This is a genomic window from Vibrio sp. St2 (assembly GCF_947311885.1).
GTDB classification, from domain to species: domain Bacteria; phylum Pseudomonadota; class Gammaproteobacteria; order Enterobacterales; family Vibrionaceae; genus Vibrio; species Vibrio coralliilyticus.
In genome coordinates this window covers 1,150,076-1,165,851 of the sequence record NZ_CAMZNA010000001.1, presented here as the reverse complement: position 1 = coordinate 1,165,851, position 15,776 = coordinate 1,150,076, and the positions used below count along the sequence as shown (strand labels likewise).

Below are 15,776 nucleotides of genomic sequence, written 5' to 3'. Positions count from 1 at the left end.
TTACAAGATTGGGAAACCTTGCGTTTCAAGCATATCAATCAAGTCAATCAGTGGTAGCCCAACCAAAGTATTGGGATCTTTCCCTTCCAACTTTTCAAATAGTGCGATACCCAGCCCCTCACTTTTAAAACTGCCAGCGCAGTAATACGGCTCTTCTTTCTCTACATAGCGATTGATCTGTTGTTGGGTTAGCTGACGGAAATGAACCGTGAACGTATCCAGTTTGACATCTGTGATATTCGTTTCGGTGTTGTGAAGCGCAAGCCCGGTATAAAACTGGATGGCCTTACCACTTTGGCGGCTTAATTGTTGGATAGCGTTTTCTCGATTCAGAGGTTTGCCAATGATTTTTCCATCAATCACACAGACTTGGTCGCTGCCGATGATAAGACTAGGCTGATTGGTATGGCATGATTCTGCTTTTTCCTTCGCAAGACGTTTCACTAGATCCTCAGGTCGCTCGTTAGAAAAAGGTGTTTCGTCACAGTCAGGTGAGGCGGTTTCAAAAGGGACTGATAGTTTATTGAGCAGTTGTTTTCTAAACGGTGAAGTCGATGCTAAAACAAGTTGGTATTGTGGCATTTTCCAGTACAATCTTTCAGGGAGTTAGCGATAGCTTAATGGATATTATGATGGTAATCCTAGCTCTTCTGATAAGAAGGAAAAAAACTGCAACTTTTTATCCTTTTTCTTTGACTCAAAACGAATTGGAAGATAGAATTCGCGCCCTATGCAAAAGGTAAAAATACCGCGAACGGTTGATCCGGCACGCGCTGCTCAGAAGCGACTTGATTATGATGGTATCATTCAGGTTAGTCTTTTTAAGCGTTTGTTCGAATCAGTTGAAGGCGTTAAACGCGACGCTCAAGTGTCATTGTCATTTGAGTTAGATGAACAGCGACTCGTTGTTATCTCTGGTAAAGCTAACATCGAAGTTGATTTAGAGTGTCAACGCTGTAATGAGGTTTTCGCACATGAGTGCGATGTCCAATTCACTTATACACCTTACAAAGGTGAAAAGACTGAAGAGGAAGCACCGGAAGAGTACGATTTGGTAGATCTGAACGAGTACGGTGAAATTGACCTGATACAGTTAGTTGAAGACGAGTTCATTCTAAACTTGCCTCAAATCGCAAAGCACGAAGAAGCGGATTGCAGCGTTAAATCAGACAATTTGGTATTTGGTGAAATTCCAGAAGAAATTGTGGAAGAAAAGCCGAATCCATTCGATGTTTTAAAAAACTTAAAGAAGTAATTCTTTAAGAATTAACATAGGAGTAGGGTCAATGGCCGTACAAAAGAGCAAGAAATCACGTTCAAAGCGTGGCATGCGTCGTTCACACGATGCCCTATCTACAGCTGCACTATCTGTAGACGCAACTTCAGGTGAAACTCACCTGCGCCACAACGTAACTGCTGAAGGTTACTACCGTGGTAAAAAGGTTATCAACAAGTAAGGTTGACCTTTGCCTAATATAACCGTTGCACTTGATGCAATGGGCGGGGATTTCGGTCCTCGCGTCACAGTGCCTGCCGCCGTGCAGGCACTGTCGCATTTCCCAGAGCTGAAAGTGATCCTCACAGGTGATCAGACCGCGATCACAACTCAATTATTGTCTCTTGGTTATCAGCCTGATGCTCGCCTGAGTATTCAGCATAGTGACCGAGTGATCTCAAACTCAGAAAAACCTTCTCTCGCACTTCGAAACAGCAATGGCACCTCTATGGGGATGGTGATTGATGCTGTCGCTCAAGGTACTGCCGATGCCTGTGTCAGCGGTGGAAACACTGGTGCACTCATGGCTTTGTCACGTTTTCGGTTGAAATTATTACCAGGAATTGAACGTCCAGCATTAATTTCTGCCTTACCTACCGCTTCCGGTGGCAGAACTTGGATGCTTGATCTGGGCGCTAATGTGTCTAGTGATGCTGATTCATTGTTCCAATTTGCTGTGATGGGAAGTGCGTTAACTGAACAATACTTAGACCGACCTCCACGTATTGCGATTCTTAATATCGGTGCTGAAGAAATCAAAGGCAACGATCTCGTCAAACGCTGTGCTGAAATGTTGTCTCAGACGCAGTCCGTGAATTTTGTCGGCTATATTGAAGGTAATCAGTTACTCCACGATGCCGCGGATGTGGTGGTATGTGACGGCTTTGTTGGTAATGTTTGCCTCAAAGCATGTGAAGGTACAGCCCAGCTATTTATCGATAAGTTGAAATCGAGCATGATGGCCTCATCTATAAAGGGTTGGATTGCAAGAAAATTATTTTCTGGGTTATTTAATGAACTAAAAACATTGAACCCCGACCAGTATAACGGCGCAAGTTTGCTAGGATTGCGCGGCATTGTCATAAAAAGCCACGGAAGTGCTGATGTAGACGCGGTCATCAACGCCATTGGTGAAGCGTTACACGAGGTCAAACGACAAGTACCAAGCCGTATTAGCGATCGTTTGGAAGCGGTTTTACTCGAGAGGCATTATTAGTCTTCATGTATAGCAAAATTTTAGGTACTGGCAGCTACCTGCCATCTCAGGTGCGTTCAAACGCAGACTTGGAGAAAATGGTAGATACAAGTGATGAGTGGATTGTCACTCGCACAGGTATTAAAGAGCGTCGTATCGCAGCCGAGAATGAAACCGTCGCCGACATGGGATATATCGCTGCTCAAAACGCGATCGAAATGGCAGGCATCGATAAGAATGATATTGACCTGATCATCGTAGCGACCACCAGTAGCAGCCACACTTTCCCTTCTTCTGCTTGCCAAGTTCAAGCTAAGTTGGACATTAAAGGTTGCCCCGCATTTGATATTGCCGCTGCATGTTCAGGTTTTGTTTACGCGCTTTCAGTTGCTGATCAGCATATTAAAACAGGCATGTGTAAAAATGTGCTTGTAATCGGTTCAGATACTCTGTCTAAAACCTGTGATCCAACTGATCGTTCAACTATTATTCTGTTTGGTGATGGTGCAGGCGCTGTTGTTGTTGGTGCAAGTGAAGAGCCTGGGATTCTTTCAACGCATATCTACTCGGATGGCCGTTTTGGTGAGTTGCTAAGCCTTGAAGTTCCTGAGCGCGGCAAAGATGCTGACAAGTGGCTACACATGGCGGGTAACGAAGTCTTTAAGGTTGCTGTGACACAGCTATCAAAACTCGTTAAAGATACGCTGGCGGCCAACGATATGCATAAGTCTGAACTAGACTGGCTAGTGCCTCACCAAGCGAACTATCGCATTATTTCTGCAACAGCAAAGAAACTGTCTATGTCGCTTGATCAAGTTGTCATTACACTAGACAGACATGGCAATACGTCTGCGGCTACTGTACCTACGGCACTTGATGAGGCTGTTCGTGACGGACGAATTAAACGCGGTCAGACGCTTCTACTAGAAGCATTTGGTGGCGGCTTTACCTGGGGCTCAGCACTGGTTAAGTTCTAATCCCAACCAAATTTAAAAGATTAAGATGCCTTTTTAGGCATCTTAATCTTTCTTACTTTGTTTTAAAGGAAAAGAAAATGAGCAATTTTGCTATCGTATTTCCAGGTCAGGGCTCACAAGCAATCGGTATGCTTGCTGAACTTGGCGAACAGTATGAAGTAGTAAAAAACACTTTTTCGGAAGCATCTGAGGCATTAGGTTACGACCTATGGGCGTTGGTTCAAAATGGCCCAGCTGAAGATCTCAACCAAACTTTCCGTACTCAGCCAGCACTGTTAGCATCCTCAGTGGCTATTTGGCGTGTTTGGCAAGAGCTTGGCCTAGAACAGCCAGCAAACCTTGCGGGCCACAGTCTAGGTGAATATTCGGCATTAGTATGTGCTGGTGTGATTGACTTTAAAGAAGCAATCAAACTGGTTGAACTACGTGGTCAACTGATGCAAGAAGCTGTGCCAGCAGGCACTGGTGCTATGTTCGCGATCATCGGTCTAGATGACGAATCTATTGCTAAAGCATGTGAAGAAGCGGCTCAAGGTGAAGTGGTATCGCCTGTAAACTACAACTCACCAGGTCAGGTAGTGATTGCAGGTAGTAAAGACGCAGTCGAACGCGCAGGTGCCTTGTGTAAAGAAGCTGGTGCTAAGCGAGCTCTACCGCTACCTGTTTCCGTGCCTTCTCATTGTGCTTTGATGAAGCCAGCAGCCGACAAACTGGCTGTCGCTCTTGAAGAGATTGAATTCAATGCTCCTCAGTTGCCAGTGATCAATAACGTTGATGTTGTTGCTGAAACTGACCCTGCGAAAATTAAAAATGCACTTGTGCGCCAGCTATACAGCCCAGTCCGCTGGACTGAAAGTGTACAGCTAATGAGCGAGCAAGGTGTTGAAAAACTTCTTGAATTAGGCCCAGGTAAAGTTCTAACGGGTCTGACAAAACGTATTGTGAAGACACTAAGTGGCGCTGCAGTAAACGATGCTGCATCTCTAGAAGCCGCTAAGTAAACTTTTAAGGAATAACAATCATGATGAACCTAGAAGGCAAGATTGCACTGGTCACTGGCGCAAGCCGTGGTATTGGTCGTGCTATCGCTGAAATTCTTGTTGAACGTGGTGCGACGGTTATCGGTACTGCGACTTCAGAAAATGGTGCCGCTGCAATCAGTGAATACCTTGGTGAAAATGGTAAAGGTCTGGCACTAAACGTGACAGATATCGAATCAATTGAAGCAACTCTGAAAAACATTAACGATGAGTTTGGTGCAATCGACATTCTGGTAAACAATGCAGGTATTACGCGTGATAACTTACTTATGCGTATGAAAGACGATGAGTGGAATGACATCATCAACACTAACCTGACACCGATCTACCGCATGTCTAAAGCTGTACTTCGTGGCATGATGAAGAAGCGTGCAGGTCGTATCATCAACGTTGGTTCTGTTGTTGGTACTATGGGTAATGCAGGTCAAACTAACTACGCAGCAGCAAAAGCAGGTGTGATTGGTTTCACTAAATCTATGGCACGTGAAGTGGCTTCTCGTGGTGTAACTGTTAACACTGTTGCACCAGGATTTATCGAAACTGACATGACTAAGGCGCTAAATGACGAACAACGTGCAGCAACGTTAGCGAACGTTCCTGCTGGCCGTCTAGGTGGCCCTCGTGAAATTGCATCAGCAGTAGCGTTTTTAGCTTCTCCAGAAGCTGCTTACATTACTGGTGAAACTCTGCATGTTAATGGTGGCATGTATATGGTTTAATGCCTAAGTTGGAACAAAACGGGCTATTTGCTGTCATAAAAATAGCCTATAGTTTGTGATAGCTGGCATTGATATGCGCAACATTTGTGCATGATATAAGTCAAAAATGTATTGAATTTCGGTTAAAATCGCGAAAATTGTGGTTTGACCAGCAAGGACCCCCTTGCAACTTTCAATAGTTCGAATAAACTACGGAATCATCGCATTGAGCGAAATCTGTAAAGGAAAAGAAAAAATGAGCAACATCGAAGAACGCGTAAAGAAAATCATTGTTGAACAGCTAGGTGTGGACGAAGCAGAAGTTAAAAACGAAGCTTCTTTCGTTGACGATCTAGGTGCTGATTCTCTAGACACTGTTGAACTAGTAATGGCTCTAGAAGAAGAATTCGACACTGAGATTCCAGACGAAGAAGCTGAGAAGATCACTACTGTTCAAGCTGCTATCGACTACGTGAACAGCGCTCAGTAATATCTCTCCCAGGCGGCCTTCTGGCCGCCTGTGTTCTTTTAAACCCTTCTATACCTCTCATAGAATCATTTCAATCCCGGAGAATAAAATCGTGTCCAAGCGTCGTGTTGTTGTCACTGGCATGGGTATGTTGTCACCGGTAGGCAACAATGTAGAATCATCCTGGAAGGCCCTGCTAGCTGGTCAAAGTGGTATCGTTGATATCGAGCACTTTGATACTGAAAACTTCTCAACTCGTTTTGCAGGCCTAGTAAAAGATTTCGACTGCACAGAGTACATGTCTAAAAAAGATGCGCGTAAGATGGACTTGTTCATCCAGTACGGCATTGCAGCGGGTATTCAAGCCCTAGACGACTCTGGCTTACAAATTAATGAAGAAAACGCAGCACGCGTTGGTGTCGCTATTGGTTCAGGCATTGGTGGTCTAGACCTTATTGAAGCGGGCCATACTGCGCTTGTTGAAAAAGGCCCACGCAAAGTCAGCCCTTTCTTCGTACCATCAACTATCGTAAACATGGTTGCAGGTAACTTATCTATTATGCGTGGTCTTCGTGGTCCAAATATCGCGATTTCGACGGCGTGTACAACGGGTCTACATAACATCGGCCATGCTGCTCGTATGATTGCTTACGGTGATGCAGAAGCTATGGTCGCCGGTGGTGCTGAAAAAGCTTCGACTCCTTTAGGCATGGCTGGCTTTGGTGCAGCTAAAGCGTTGTCAACTCGTAACGACGAGCCTCAAAAAGCTTCTCGCCCATGGGACAAAGATCGTGATGGTTTTGTTCTTGGTGATGGCGCAGGTATCATCGTTCTTGAAGAATATGAGCATGCGAAAGCACGTGGCGCTAAAATCTACGCAGAGCTTGTTGGCTTTGGTATGTCGGGAGATGCTTTCCATATGACTTCACCTAGCGAAGATGGTTCAGGTGGTGCGTTGGCTATGGAAGCAGCAATGCGCGATGCAGGCATCACTGGTACACAAGTCGGCTATGTGAACGCACATGGCACGTCTACTCCGGCTGGCGATGTTGCTGAAGTGAAAGGCATCCGTCGTGCGCTAGGTGAAGAAGGTACTAAGCAAGTGAAAGTTTCTTCAACTAAGTCAATGACTGGTCACCTACTTGGCGCTGCTGGTTCTGTTGAGGCGATCGTGACCATCATGTCATTGGTTGATCAAATGGTTCCACCAACGATTAATCTAGATAATCGAGATGAAGGCCTTGACGATATTGACCTTGTACCACATAAGGCAAAACCTATCGATTCAGATTACGCAATCTGTAACTCGTTTGGTTTTGGTGGTACTAACGGTTCTTTGGTTTTCAAAAAGATCTAAAGAGTCACAATCCAATTTGTGATAAAACGGCTTAATGCTTTGGCATTAAGCCGTTTTCTTTTATGTGGATATCAATTATGTACTTGGTAAATGGACACACCACAGACTCAATTTCCCTTTCTGATCGCTCATTTCAATATGGTGATGGCTGCTTTACGACCATGCTGGTTATCAATGGTCGTATCCAACACTGGGATAAACATCAAGAGCGAATGCAATCCTGCCTCAACTTGCTCGGCATAACTCCTCCAAACTGGAGAGAGGTTGAGGATTGGTTAGAAAAAGCGTGTATAGAGTCTACTTGTTCAGGGTTGAAGTTACACATTAGCCGAGGAGAGGGGGGACGTGGATATAGCCCTACTCAAGTGACCTTACCAAATGTTACTATTAGCGCCTTTAACTATCCGGCTCATTATGAACAATGGCAAGCGGATGGTATTTGTTTAGGTGTGTGCCATAAGAGACTAGGGGTTAATCCTTTACTCGCGGGTCATAAGCACAATAATCGCCTTGAGCAAATTTTGCTCAAGGCGGAAATGGATCAACAAGGCTTCCCCGATGGGATTGCATTAGATGTGAGCGGCCATGTGATTGAGACAACAATGGCGAATGTTTACTGGGTAAAACAGGGAGTCATCTATACCCCCGACCTGATGAACGCTGGTGTTGCAGGTGTTATGCGCCGCGTTATTGTAGAACGTTTATCGAGCTGTGAGCACACGTTGTCTATTGGGCACTATACGTTTGAAGAGCTAAGTGATGCAGAAGAAGTTTTTATCTCAAACTCGATCCTTGGTGTCGCCCCAGTAAAAAGCATTGGCACACAGACCTTTTCAATAGGAACAATAACAAAAAAAATTCAGGAGATGGTTAACCCGTGATTAAGAGAATCACCTTATTTCTGGCACTTGTATTACTGATTGCTGGTGCAGGATTTATTTATGTTACTAAACAAGTCGATGAGTATGTGACTCAGCCATTAAAGCTGCAAGAAGAACAGATTTATACGATTGAGACGGGTATGAGTTTCAACCGTTTACTGGCAGATTTGACAAACGATGAACTGATTGTTTCTAGCGATGTGGCAAGACTAGTGCGACGATTCCACCCAGAACTGACGCAAGTAAAAGCAGGGACCTACCTTCTCACTCCCGGCATTAACCTCACACAAGCGCTAGAACTGTTCAAAACCGGTAAAGAGCATCAATTTGCAATTACCTTTGTGGAAGGTTCAACATTCGCCGAATGGCGAGCAGCATTAGAACAAGCCCCTTATCTAGAGCACAAAATATCTGGGCTCAGTGAAGCAGAGATCGCACAACAAATTGGCATCGAGAAACCCAAGCTAGAAGGACTATTGCTCGCTGAGACTTATCACTACACGTTCGGTACCTCTGATCTCGATATCATCAAGCGCGCCGCAGATAAACTGCAAAAAATTCTTGATAAGCATTGGCAGCAAAGGCAAGAGAACTTGCCACTGAAGACGCCTTACGAAGCGCTGATCCTTGCTTCTATTATCGAAAAGGAGACGGCTGTTGGTGCAGAGCGTGAGCGTGTTGCAGGGGTGTTTGTAAACCGCCTTAATAAGCGTATGCGTTTACAGACTGACCCTACGGTTATCTATGGGATGGGAGATAAGTACGACGGCAACATACGTAAGAAAGATTTACGTACTCCAACCCCATATAATACGTATACGATTTTTGGTTTACCACCAACACCGATTGCGATGCCGGGGGAGGCGTCTATCGCCGCCGCGACAAACCCAGAAAACAGTAATTACTTGTACTTTGTGGCCAGCGGAACTGGCGGGCACGTTTTTTCTAAAACGCTGAGTGAACACAATCGCGCGGTACGCGCTTATCTAAGACAACTAAGAAGTAACAAATGACACAAGCGAAGTTTATCGTAATTGAAGGCCTGGAAGGGGCAGGGAAAAGCACAGCAATTAATGCGGTGCTTGAGACTCTTAAACAGGCTGGTATTGAGCAGATAAAGAATACTCGTGAGCCTGGCGGAACAGCGTTAGCCGAGCAACTCAGAACTTTGGTCAAACAAGACCATGAAGGGGAAGAGTTGCAAGACATGACCGAATTACTCCTTATGTATGCAGCGCGGGTGCAGCTGGTTGAAAATGTGATTAAGCCAGCTTTAAACAGCGGTACTTGGGTTGTGGGAGACCGACATGATATGTCTTCTCAAGCTTATCAGGGAGGCGGCCGTCAAATCTCCCAACACACCATGACAGCACTTAAGCAGACAACATTGGGTGACTTTAAACCAGATTTGACCATTTACCTTGATCTTGACCCGCGCATCGGTCTCGAGCGCGCGAGAGGGCGAGGCGAGCTGGATCGAATTGAGAAAATGGATATGAGCTTTTTTGACCGCACCAGAGCGCGTTACTTGGAACTGGCTCAATGTGATTCGAGTGTTGTAGTGATCAATGCTGAGCAGACGATCGAATTAGTCGCGCAAGATATCAAGCAAGCGCTGCGTAGTTGGTTGGAACAATAACCATGAATTCTACCTACCCTTGGTTAACAGACATTTGGTGTGAATGGCAGGCAAGTCTGGAGTCAGATAGGTTTTCCAATGCAGCGCTACTGACAGCAGAAGAAGGGCTAGGCGTTGAGCAGCTAGTAGAGCGATTTAGTGGCGCTGCCATGTGTAGCAATTATGCCAGTGAAGCTTGCGGCTTTTGCCATAGCTGCCAGCTAATGAAGTCGCATAACCATCCTGATTATCACCTGGTGAAGCCAGAGAAGGAAGGCAAAACTATTACGGTTGAGCAAATTCGTCAGTGTAACCGCCTAGCACAGGAGTCATCGCAGCTATCTGGACGTCGATTGTTTGTTATCGAGCCGGCTGAAGCGATGAATGACTCCGCTGCCAATGCGTTGTTGAAAACACTCGAAGAGCCCTCTAGCAGTTGTATGTTTTTACTGGTCAGTCATAAAGCGCACCAGCTTTTGCCCACGATTACCAGTCGTTGCCAACATTGGCATGCAGTGACTCCGAGCTCAGAATTGCTTGCTCAATGGTTAAATGAGCAAGTTACTTCGACAATCCCTGCTTTTGCAGCACATATTAATGGCAATGCGCCACTGAAAACTCAAGCGTTTGTAGAGCAGGGGCAAATTGAAAAATATCAGCAGGTTGAAGAACAATTTCTTGAAGTGGCTCAGTTGAGAGGCGACAGCGTTAAGTTAGCAAAAGAATTGGCGACTTCACCCTCTGAGTATCTACAATGGATATGGTACTTGCTGACAGATGCTCAAAAGATTCACTTTGGCGTTCAGATGCCTTATTTCACTCCAGGCTCGAATGCTCTGTCGGCTAATCTTGGTTATCAATTGCTCTATACTCAGACAGCAAACCTAAGTCTGCTGCTTGAACAGTTACGTGAGCACACAGGTTTGAACAGCGAATTGCTTATCTTAGATTGGCTATTTAAATTTAATGAGGAATCATGTTTGTAGACTCTCATTGTCACTTAGACAAATTGGATTATCAGGATCTCCACTCTGGTATTGAAGATGTAGTTGCCAAAGCTCAAGCTGCTAACGTTTCTGAGCTACTGTCCGTTGGCGTTACGTTGGATTCTTTCCCTGGAATGATGGAGATGATCGAACCCTTCGACAACATATTTGCTTCATGCGGTGTTCACCCGCTGGATGTTGAGAGTGAGTTTGCCTTAGATCGATTACATGAATATGCCTCGCATCCCAGAGTAGTGGCGATAGGTGAAACGGGGCTGGATTACCACTATCAACCTGAGACTGCTGAGTTACAAAAGTTACGATTCCAACAGCAAGTTGAATTAGCAGTTAAACTGAATAAACCTTTGATCATCCACACGAGGAATGCTCGCCAAGATACGTTGGATATTCTACGTCGAGGTCAGGCAGATAAATGTGGTGGCGTGATTCATTGTTTCACTGAAGATCTTGCTTTTGCAGAAGCAGCGATGGAGCTTGGTTTTTATATCTCTATCTCTGGGATCGTCACTTTCAGGCAAGCTACTGAACTTAAAGAAGTGGTCAAAGCTCTGCCGCTTGAGAGACTATTGATTGAAACTGACTCACCATATCTCGCGCCTGTGCCACACCGAGGTAAACAGAACCAACCAGCATACGTGGTTGAGGTAGCCTCCTATATTGCCCAGTTAAAAAATACGTCATTGAGCGAAGTTGGGTTAAAAACCAGTGAAAACTTCCGAAATCTTTTTTTGAGGTAGAAAAAGAGTTTTGATTAAAAAAGGAGCGGAAGCTCCTTTTTTTGTGTCTGAAATCACTTTAGGTTACATAAATTGCCTTGTTTACTAAATATGTTGAAGCTGGGAGGCTGAAAGTATCAAATTGTAATTTTGTTACATAAAATAACAATTGGGTTTATTTTATTTACCCATCAAAATTAATCGGCGTTAATATTAATTTAATAAATATCAATTAGATAGGTTGTAAATATGGTCTCGATTTGCCGATTTTGGATTGTGATCTATCTATTAGTTTGAAACTAAATTCCGTAACCAGCTAGAAAGTTTGTTCACCATCAATATATATTTAGAGCCGGAAAATATACTACTAGATGTGGTTACATTTTTTCTGGGTGCTAACATTTAAGGCTACGGGGGTGTGCCGTTAGAGCCCAATAATTCTTATAACTTTTCAGGAGCATAAACATGTTTAAGAATCTTTTTGCTAACCTGCAAAAAGTGGGTAAAGCTCTGATGCTACCAGTATCGGTTTTACCTGTTGCAGGTATTCTACTCGGGGTAGGTGCTGCCGACCTGAGTTTCATTCCGGAAATTGTTTCCAACTTAATGGAGCAAGCGGGTGGCTCGGTATTTGGTCAGATGGCACTACTTTTCGCAGTAGGTGTTGCACTTGGCTTTACTAACAACGATGGTGTAGCAGGTCTGGCTGCAATCGTTGGTTACGGCATCATGACTGCGACGCTTGGCGTTATGGCTGGTGTTATGGGTGTTGAGAAAATCGACACTGGTGTTCTGGGCGGTATCCTTGTTGGTGGTGTTGCTGCATGGGCATTCAACCGTTTCTTCAAGATTCAGCTTCCAGAATACCTAGGCTTCTTCGCAGGTAAGCGCGCGGTGCCTATCATCACTGGTTTTGCTGCTATCGCATTGGGTATTGTTCTGTCTGTAGTATGGCCTCCAATTGGCGGTGCTATCGCTTCTTTCTCAGATTGGGCTGCACACCAGAACCCACAAGTTGCATTCGGTATCTACGGTATCGTCGAGCGTTCTCTAATCCCATTCGGCCTACACCACGTTTGGAACGTACCATTCTTCTTCGAAGCTGGTACTTGTGTGAATGCTGCTGGCGAAACACAAAATGGCGTTCTAACTTGTTACCTAGTTGCTGACGAAGCATCTCGTGCTGCAGGTAATGGCTTCGGTCAGCTTGCAGGTGGCTACATGTTCAAGATGTTCGGTCTACCAGCTGCTGCTATTGCTATCGCTCACTCTGCTAAGCCAGAGAACCGCGCGAAAGTAATGGGTATCATGGCGTCTGCTGCATTGACTTCATTCCTGACTGGTATCACAGAGCCAATCGAATTCTCATTCCTATTTGTTGCTCCTGTACTGTACGGTATCCACGCTCTACTAGCTGGTTCTGCATACGTTGTTGCAAACACTCTAGGTTTTGTACACGGTACTTCGTTCTCACATGGCCTAATCGATTTCATCGTACTATCTGGTAACGCACAGAAAATCGGTCTGATGGTGGGTGTCGGTTTGGTTTACGCGGCTATCTACTACGTAGTATTCCGCACTGTTATCAAAGCGATGGACCTTAAAACTCCTGGTCGTGAAGATGAATCTGAAGAAGCAGCCGCGACATCTGGTTCAGACATGGCAGGTGAGCTTGTTGCAGCATTCGGTGGCAAAGCAAACATCACTGGCCTAGACGCATGTATCACTCGTCTACGCGTTGCAGTAGCGGATACAGAGGCTGTTGATCAAGACAAACTGAAACAACTAGGCGCGGCTGGCGTAGTGGTTGTAGCAGGTGGTGTTCAGGCTATCTTCGGTACTAAGTCTGACAACCTAAAAACTGAAATGGATGAGTGGATCCGTAACCACGGCTAATACTCACTTACCCATTTAATTGATAGAGGAGGCCTAAGGGCCTCCTTTTGTTTTATTAGAACGTGACTCTCTGAAATCAAGCGCTGTTAGCGAATACGTTTGGTTGAATGTTATTGCATAGTGGAAGCGATAAAATACTCTGCTTTCTAACGACCTCCTTACCTTTCTATGACATTTTCTCATTGGACAACTGGAAAATTGCACGCTGTTTTATTTAAATCAAGAGCAGAGTGATGAAGAAAAGTACACTAGTTAAAAGCTTATTAGGTGTTGCGGCCGTCGCAGGGAGCGCAAGCGTCATTGCTGAAAGTTCAGAGTCCATGGATCTCTCGGTTGGAATGGCAGTAGACCAAGACTTAAGTGCAGTCATTGAATTGGATAATCAGTACCGTTTTACAGTAGGTAATGACGGAGCTGCATTCGACTACATACTAGCTCGTGGAGAGTTTGGTCAGGACGTACCTTTTACTTGGTATGTCGGTGCGGGTGCGTGGAGCGAATGGGACCATAAAGAGTTGGGGGCGCGTGTTCCCCTTGGTCTGAACTGGAACTTCAGCGAAGGCTGGAATATGTATGGTCAAATTCAACCAGAGTTAGATATGTATAGTGGCCCAGAATTACAGATTGGCGGAGCACTCGGCGTTAAATACACATTCTAGCTCTGACCAATCAAAAATGCCGACACTCAGTGTCGGCATTTTTATTTCAAGCAACAACAGTAATCACTGCTGCTGTTTGTTCATTGCTCGTTTAATACAGATAGCAGCGCCGCCCCAAGTTATTCCAAGGCCCAGTACCATCATAATAATCGCACCTGTTGTCATAATCAGGCCTCCTTACGACTTGTTGCGTTAATCAATACACCAATGACAAATAGAGCGGCAATCATTGCCCAACCAAGAGTTAGGTCGTAGCCACCGTAGCCTTCAGTGAATAGTGTTTGTAGTTTGGTTGCGAGAATAACTGCCAGCATAATTGGAGTGATGAAGCGCAGACAAACCACGAACCAAGCACCGATAGAAAAGTCAGAGATCTCATTGACGTATTCGCGTACATCACCAACTTTATTCAGTAGCCAAGCCATAAGAATAATCTCGACAAAACCACCCACCATGATGCCGACATTGTTCGCGAAGTGATCGACCAAATCTAGTAGTAGTAGACCGCCATTGGTTGCAAATGCCATAGAAACGACAACACCAACACCAATAACAACGGTTGCTGCTTTCTTACGGCTCCACTTTAGTTTGTCGATAATGGCAGACGTCACGGCTTCCATGATGGAAATGTGTGAGCTTAGACCTGCAACAACTAGTGCGAAGAAGAAAAGTGGGCCTAGGATGTACGGCGCTGGCAGCAAGTTGATTGCAGCTGGCAGTGTAACAAATGCTAAACCAACGCCCGCTGATACGACTTCAGTCAGAGGCTTGCCTTGCTCTTGCGCCATATAGCCGAGGACTGAGAAGATCATGATGCCAGCTAGGATTGAGAAACCACAGTTAATCAAAACCGTCATGAAGGCGTTGTTAGTAATGTCTGACTTTTCAGGTAAGTAGCTTGAATAAGCCAGCATGATGGCGAAACCAATACTCAGAGTGAAGAAGATCTGACCATACGCGGCTGCCCAAACTTTCACGTCCCAGATTTTGCTAAAGTCAGGCTCAAACATGTAGTTCACGCCATCCAGAGCACCAGGTAGGAAGACCATACGGCCAATCAGTAGCACGACCATGATAAATAGAATTGGCATCATGATCTTAGATGCGCGCTCAATACCTGCTTTGACACCACCGACAATAGCAGCGTAAGTAATACCCCATGCAATCAGCATTGCAATAGCAATTTTCCACTGAATGCTTCCTAGATTAGTTGGTGAGTTGTCACCTAAACCGAGGTAATCACTGAAGAAGAAGGCGTTAGTGTCAGTGCCCCAGCTCTGGTTGAAAGACATACCAAAGTAGGAAATCGCCCAACCGATAACAGCAACGTAGTAAACAGCAATAACCGCTGCAACACCTACTTGGAACCAGCCTAGCCACTCAAACTTAGAGTGAATTTTCGCTAGCGTACGAGGTGCGCTCCCACGGTATTTCTGACCCATGCTGAATTCAAGGATCATGAAGGGTATGCCTGCGGTGATCATGGCAAAAAGGTACGGTATAAAGAAAGCACCACCACCGTTTTCATAGGCCATATACGGGAAACGCCAGATGTTTCCCAGACCGATAGCCGATCCGACTGCAGCTAGAATAAATCCAGCGCGGGACCCCCATTGTTCTCGCTTCATAAAAGGACTCCTGTAAATCCGATATCTGAGATTGAAGATGCCTTAAAATCACCAGTCAGGCTGAACGGACGCCTGAGTAAACTTACTACTAGTAAAGCAGGCACGTGTCTGTTTGTGCCAATATGAATAATTAACTATCTTTTATTGCGTAAGTTTGTGGTTTTTTGTGCTGTGAAGTTAAAGGCTTCTCAGATTTTAGTTCTTTAAAGTTAAATGTGTGTTTGCTCTAACTGAAATATTCAGCTGTGCATGATGAAAAGACTAACTACTAACAATAGTTAAAGCAATAGATTGTAGTTGTGATGGTATTGTTCGTTTGTGGTAATAAAATTGTGTTTTATTGTATTTTATAGAGTGAT

At 44.9% G+C, this 15,776-nt stretch carries 18 protein-coding genes; 15 read left to right on the top strand and 3 right to left on the bottom strand.

Annotated elements, in window-relative coordinates; all coding sequences use genetic code 11:
- Nucleotides 1–582, bottom strand: a complete 582-nt coding sequence (locus tag QMA41_RS05445) for a nucleoside triphosphate pyrophosphatase (RefSeq protein WP_281629063.1) — start codon at nt 580–582, stop codon at nt 1–3.
- 148 nt (nt 583–730) lie between these two features.
- Between QMA41_RS05445 and yceD the strand changes: the two genes are divergently transcribed.
- The 15 genes from yceD to QMA41_RS05370 all read left to right on the top strand — a co-directional run bounded on the left by yceD (nt 731) and on the right by QMA41_RS05370 (nt 13,789).
- The gene (gene yceD, locus QMA41_RS05440) at nt 731–1,255 is read left to right on the top strand and encodes a 23S rRNA accumulation protein YceD (protein WP_006959290.1); all 525 of its coding nucleotides are present in this window, start codon (nt 731–733) and stop codon (nt 1,253–1,255) included.
- A gap of 31 nt (nt 1,256–1,286) precedes the next feature.
- Nucleotides 1,287–1,457: a 50S ribosomal protein L32 gene (gene rpmF / locus QMA41_RS05435; RefSeq protein ID WP_006959289.1), complete on the top strand. Its 171-nt coding sequence runs from the start codon at nt 1,287–1,289 to the stop codon at nt 1,455–1,457.
- A gap of 9 nt (nt 1,458–1,466) precedes the next feature.
- The gene (gene plsX, locus QMA41_RS05430; protein ID WP_019277917.1) at nt 1,467–2,492 is read left to right on the top strand and encodes a phosphate acyltransferase PlsX; all 1,026 of its coding nucleotides are present in this window, start codon (nt 1,467–1,469) and stop codon (nt 2,490–2,492) included.
- A gap of 5 nt (nt 2,493–2,497) precedes the next feature.
- Complete coding sequence (locus tag QMA41_RS05425; RefSeq protein ID WP_038512782.1) at nt 2,498–3,448, top strand: beta-ketoacyl-ACP synthase III; 951 nt, start codon at nt 2,498–2,500, stop codon at nt 3,446–3,448.
- 77 nt (nt 3,449–3,525) lie between these two features.
- Entirely contained in the window at nt 3,526–4,449 is a 924-nt protein-coding gene (gene fabD, locus QMA41_RS05420; RefSeq protein WP_065740473.1) for an ACP S-malonyltransferase, read from the top strand.
- Between the two features lie 23 nt (nt 4,450–4,472).
- Complete coding sequence (fabG, locus tag QMA41_RS05415; protein ID WP_281629168.1) at nt 4,473–5,207, top strand: 3-oxoacyl-ACP reductase FabG; 735 nt, start codon at nt 4,473–4,475, stop codon at nt 5,205–5,207.
- Between the two features lie 235 nt (nt 5,208–5,442).
- The gene (acpP, locus tag QMA41_RS05410; RefSeq protein WP_004406112.1) at nt 5,443–5,676 is read left to right on the top strand and encodes an acyl carrier protein; all 234 of its coding nucleotides are present in this window, start codon (nt 5,443–5,445) and stop codon (nt 5,674–5,676) included.
- A gap of 91 nt (nt 5,677–5,767) precedes the next feature.
- The gene (gene fabF, locus QMA41_RS05405; RefSeq protein ID WP_281629062.1) at nt 5,768–7,012 is read left to right on the top strand and encodes a beta-ketoacyl-ACP synthase II; all 1,245 of its coding nucleotides are present in this window, start codon (nt 5,768–5,770) and stop codon (nt 7,010–7,012) included.
- A gap of 77 nt (nt 7,013–7,089) precedes the next feature.
- Nucleotides 7,090–7,893 carry an aminodeoxychorismate lyase gene (gene pabC, locus QMA41_RS05400; protein ID WP_281629061.1) on the top strand — a complete coding sequence of 268 codons (804 nt, stop codon included), beginning with the start codon at nt 7,090–7,092 and terminating at the stop codon, nt 7,891–7,893.
- Nucleotides 7,890–8,906, top strand: coding sequence for an endolytic transglycosylase MltG (mltG, locus tag QMA41_RS05395; RefSeq protein WP_281629060.1), 1,017 nt, complete (start codon nt 7,890–7,892; stop codon nt 8,904–8,906). The genes pabC and mltG overlap by 4 nt, the downstream gene beginning before the upstream one ends.
- Nucleotides 8,903–9,532, top strand: a complete 630-nt coding sequence (gene tmk / locus QMA41_RS05390) for a dTMP kinase (protein WP_006959281.1) — start codon at nt 8,903–8,905, stop codon at nt 9,530–9,532. The genes mltG and tmk overlap by 4 nt, the downstream gene beginning before the upstream one ends.
- Before the next feature lie 2 nt (nt 9,533–9,534).
- Nucleotides 9,535–10,497, top strand: a complete 963-nt coding sequence (locus QMA41_RS05385; RefSeq protein WP_281629059.1) for a DNA polymerase III subunit delta' — start codon at nt 9,535–9,537, stop codon at nt 10,495–10,497.
- Nucleotides 10,488–11,255 (top strand): YchF/TatD family DNA exonuclease, encoded by a 768-nt coding sequence (locus QMA41_RS05380; RefSeq protein ID WP_021455317.1) that lies wholly within the window; start codon nt 10,488–10,490, stop codon nt 11,253–11,255. The genes QMA41_RS05385 and QMA41_RS05380 overlap by 10 nt, the downstream gene beginning before the upstream one ends.
- A 444-nt stretch (nt 11,256–11,699) precedes the next feature.
- Nucleotides 11,700–13,130, top strand: a complete 1,431-nt coding sequence (gene ptsG / locus QMA41_RS05375) for a PTS glucose transporter subunit IIBC (protein WP_006959276.1) — start codon at nt 11,700–11,702, stop codon at nt 13,128–13,130.
- A gap of 233 nt (nt 13,131–13,363) precedes the next feature.
- The gene (locus tag QMA41_RS05370; RefSeq protein ID WP_281629058.1) at nt 13,364–13,789 is read left to right on the top strand and encodes a hypothetical protein; all 426 of its coding nucleotides are present in this window, start codon (nt 13,364–13,366) and stop codon (nt 13,787–13,789) included.
- 63 nt (nt 13,790–13,852) lie between these two features.
- Here the strand turns inward: QMA41_RS05370 and QMA41_RS05365 are convergent, their stop codons facing one another.
- Together QMA41_RS05365 and QMA41_RS05360 are read right to left on the bottom strand one after the other, a co-directional pair.
- Nucleotides 13,853–13,954, bottom strand: coding sequence for a MetS family NSS transporter small subunit (locus tag QMA41_RS05365; RefSeq protein WP_019277924.1), 102 nt, complete (start codon nt 13,952–13,954; stop codon nt 13,853–13,855).
- 2 nt (nt 13,955–13,956) lie between these two features.
- Nucleotides 13,957–15,417 carry a sodium-dependent transporter gene (locus tag QMA41_RS05360; RefSeq protein ID WP_281629057.1) on the bottom strand — a complete coding sequence of 487 codons (1,461 nt, stop codon included), beginning with the start codon at nt 15,415–15,417 and terminating at the stop codon, nt 13,957–13,959.
- Nucleotides 15,418–15,776: the final 359 nt, after the last annotated feature.

What these genes read in the sequence shown, in the direction of transcription:
- QMA41_RS05445 (WP_281629063.1), bottom strand. Translation starts at nt 582, where the DNA reads ATGCCACAATACCAACTTGTTTTAGCATCGACTTCACCGTTTAGAAAA.
- yceD (WP_006959290.1), top strand. Translation starts at nt 731, where the DNA reads ATGCAAAAGGTAAAAATACCGCGAACGGTTGATCCGGCACGCGCTGCT.
- rpmF (WP_006959289.1), top strand. Translation starts at nt 1,287, where the DNA reads ATGGCCGTACAAAAGAGCAAGAAATCACGTTCAAAGCGTGGCATGCGT.
- QMA41_RS05425 (WP_038512782.1), top strand. Translation starts at nt 2,498, where the DNA reads ATGTATAGCAAAATTTTAGGTACTGGCAGCTACCTGCCATCTCAGGTG.
- fabD (WP_065740473.1), top strand. Translation starts at nt 3,526, where the DNA reads ATGAGCAATTTTGCTATCGTATTTCCAGGTCAGGGCTCACAAGCAATC.
- fabG (WP_281629168.1), top strand. Translation starts at nt 4,473, where the DNA reads ATGAACCTAGAAGGCAAGATTGCACTGGTCACTGGCGCAAGCCGTGGT.
- acpP (WP_004406112.1), top strand. Translation starts at nt 5,443, where the DNA reads ATGAGCAACATCGAAGAACGCGTAAAGAAAATCATTGTTGAACAGCTA.
- pabC (WP_281629061.1), top strand. Translation starts at nt 7,090, where the DNA reads ATGTACTTGGTAAATGGACACACCACAGACTCAATTTCCCTTTCTGAT.
- tmk (WP_006959281.1), top strand. Translation starts at nt 8,903, where the DNA reads ATGACACAAGCGAAGTTTATCGTAATTGAAGGCCTGGAAGGGGCAGGG.
- QMA41_RS05385 (WP_281629059.1), top strand. Translation starts at nt 9,535, where the DNA reads ATGAATTCTACCTACCCTTGGTTAACAGACATTTGGTGTGAATGGCAG.
- QMA41_RS05380 (WP_021455317.1), top strand. Translation starts at nt 10,488, where the DNA reads ATGTTTGTAGACTCTCATTGTCACTTAGACAAATTGGATTATCAGGAT.
- ptsG (WP_006959276.1), top strand. Translation starts at nt 11,700, where the DNA reads ATGTTTAAGAATCTTTTTGCTAACCTGCAAAAAGTGGGTAAAGCTCTG.
- QMA41_RS05370 (WP_281629058.1), top strand. Translation starts at nt 13,364, where the DNA reads ATGAAGAAAAGTACACTAGTTAAAAGCTTATTAGGTGTTGCGGCCGTC.
- QMA41_RS05365 (WP_019277924.1), bottom strand. Translation starts at nt 13,954, where the DNA reads ATGACAACAGGTGCGATTATTATGATGGTACTGGGCCTTGGAATAACT.
- QMA41_RS05360 (WP_281629057.1), bottom strand. Translation starts at nt 15,417, where the DNA reads ATGAAGCGAGAACAATGGGGGTCCCGCGCTGGATTTATTCTAGCTGCA.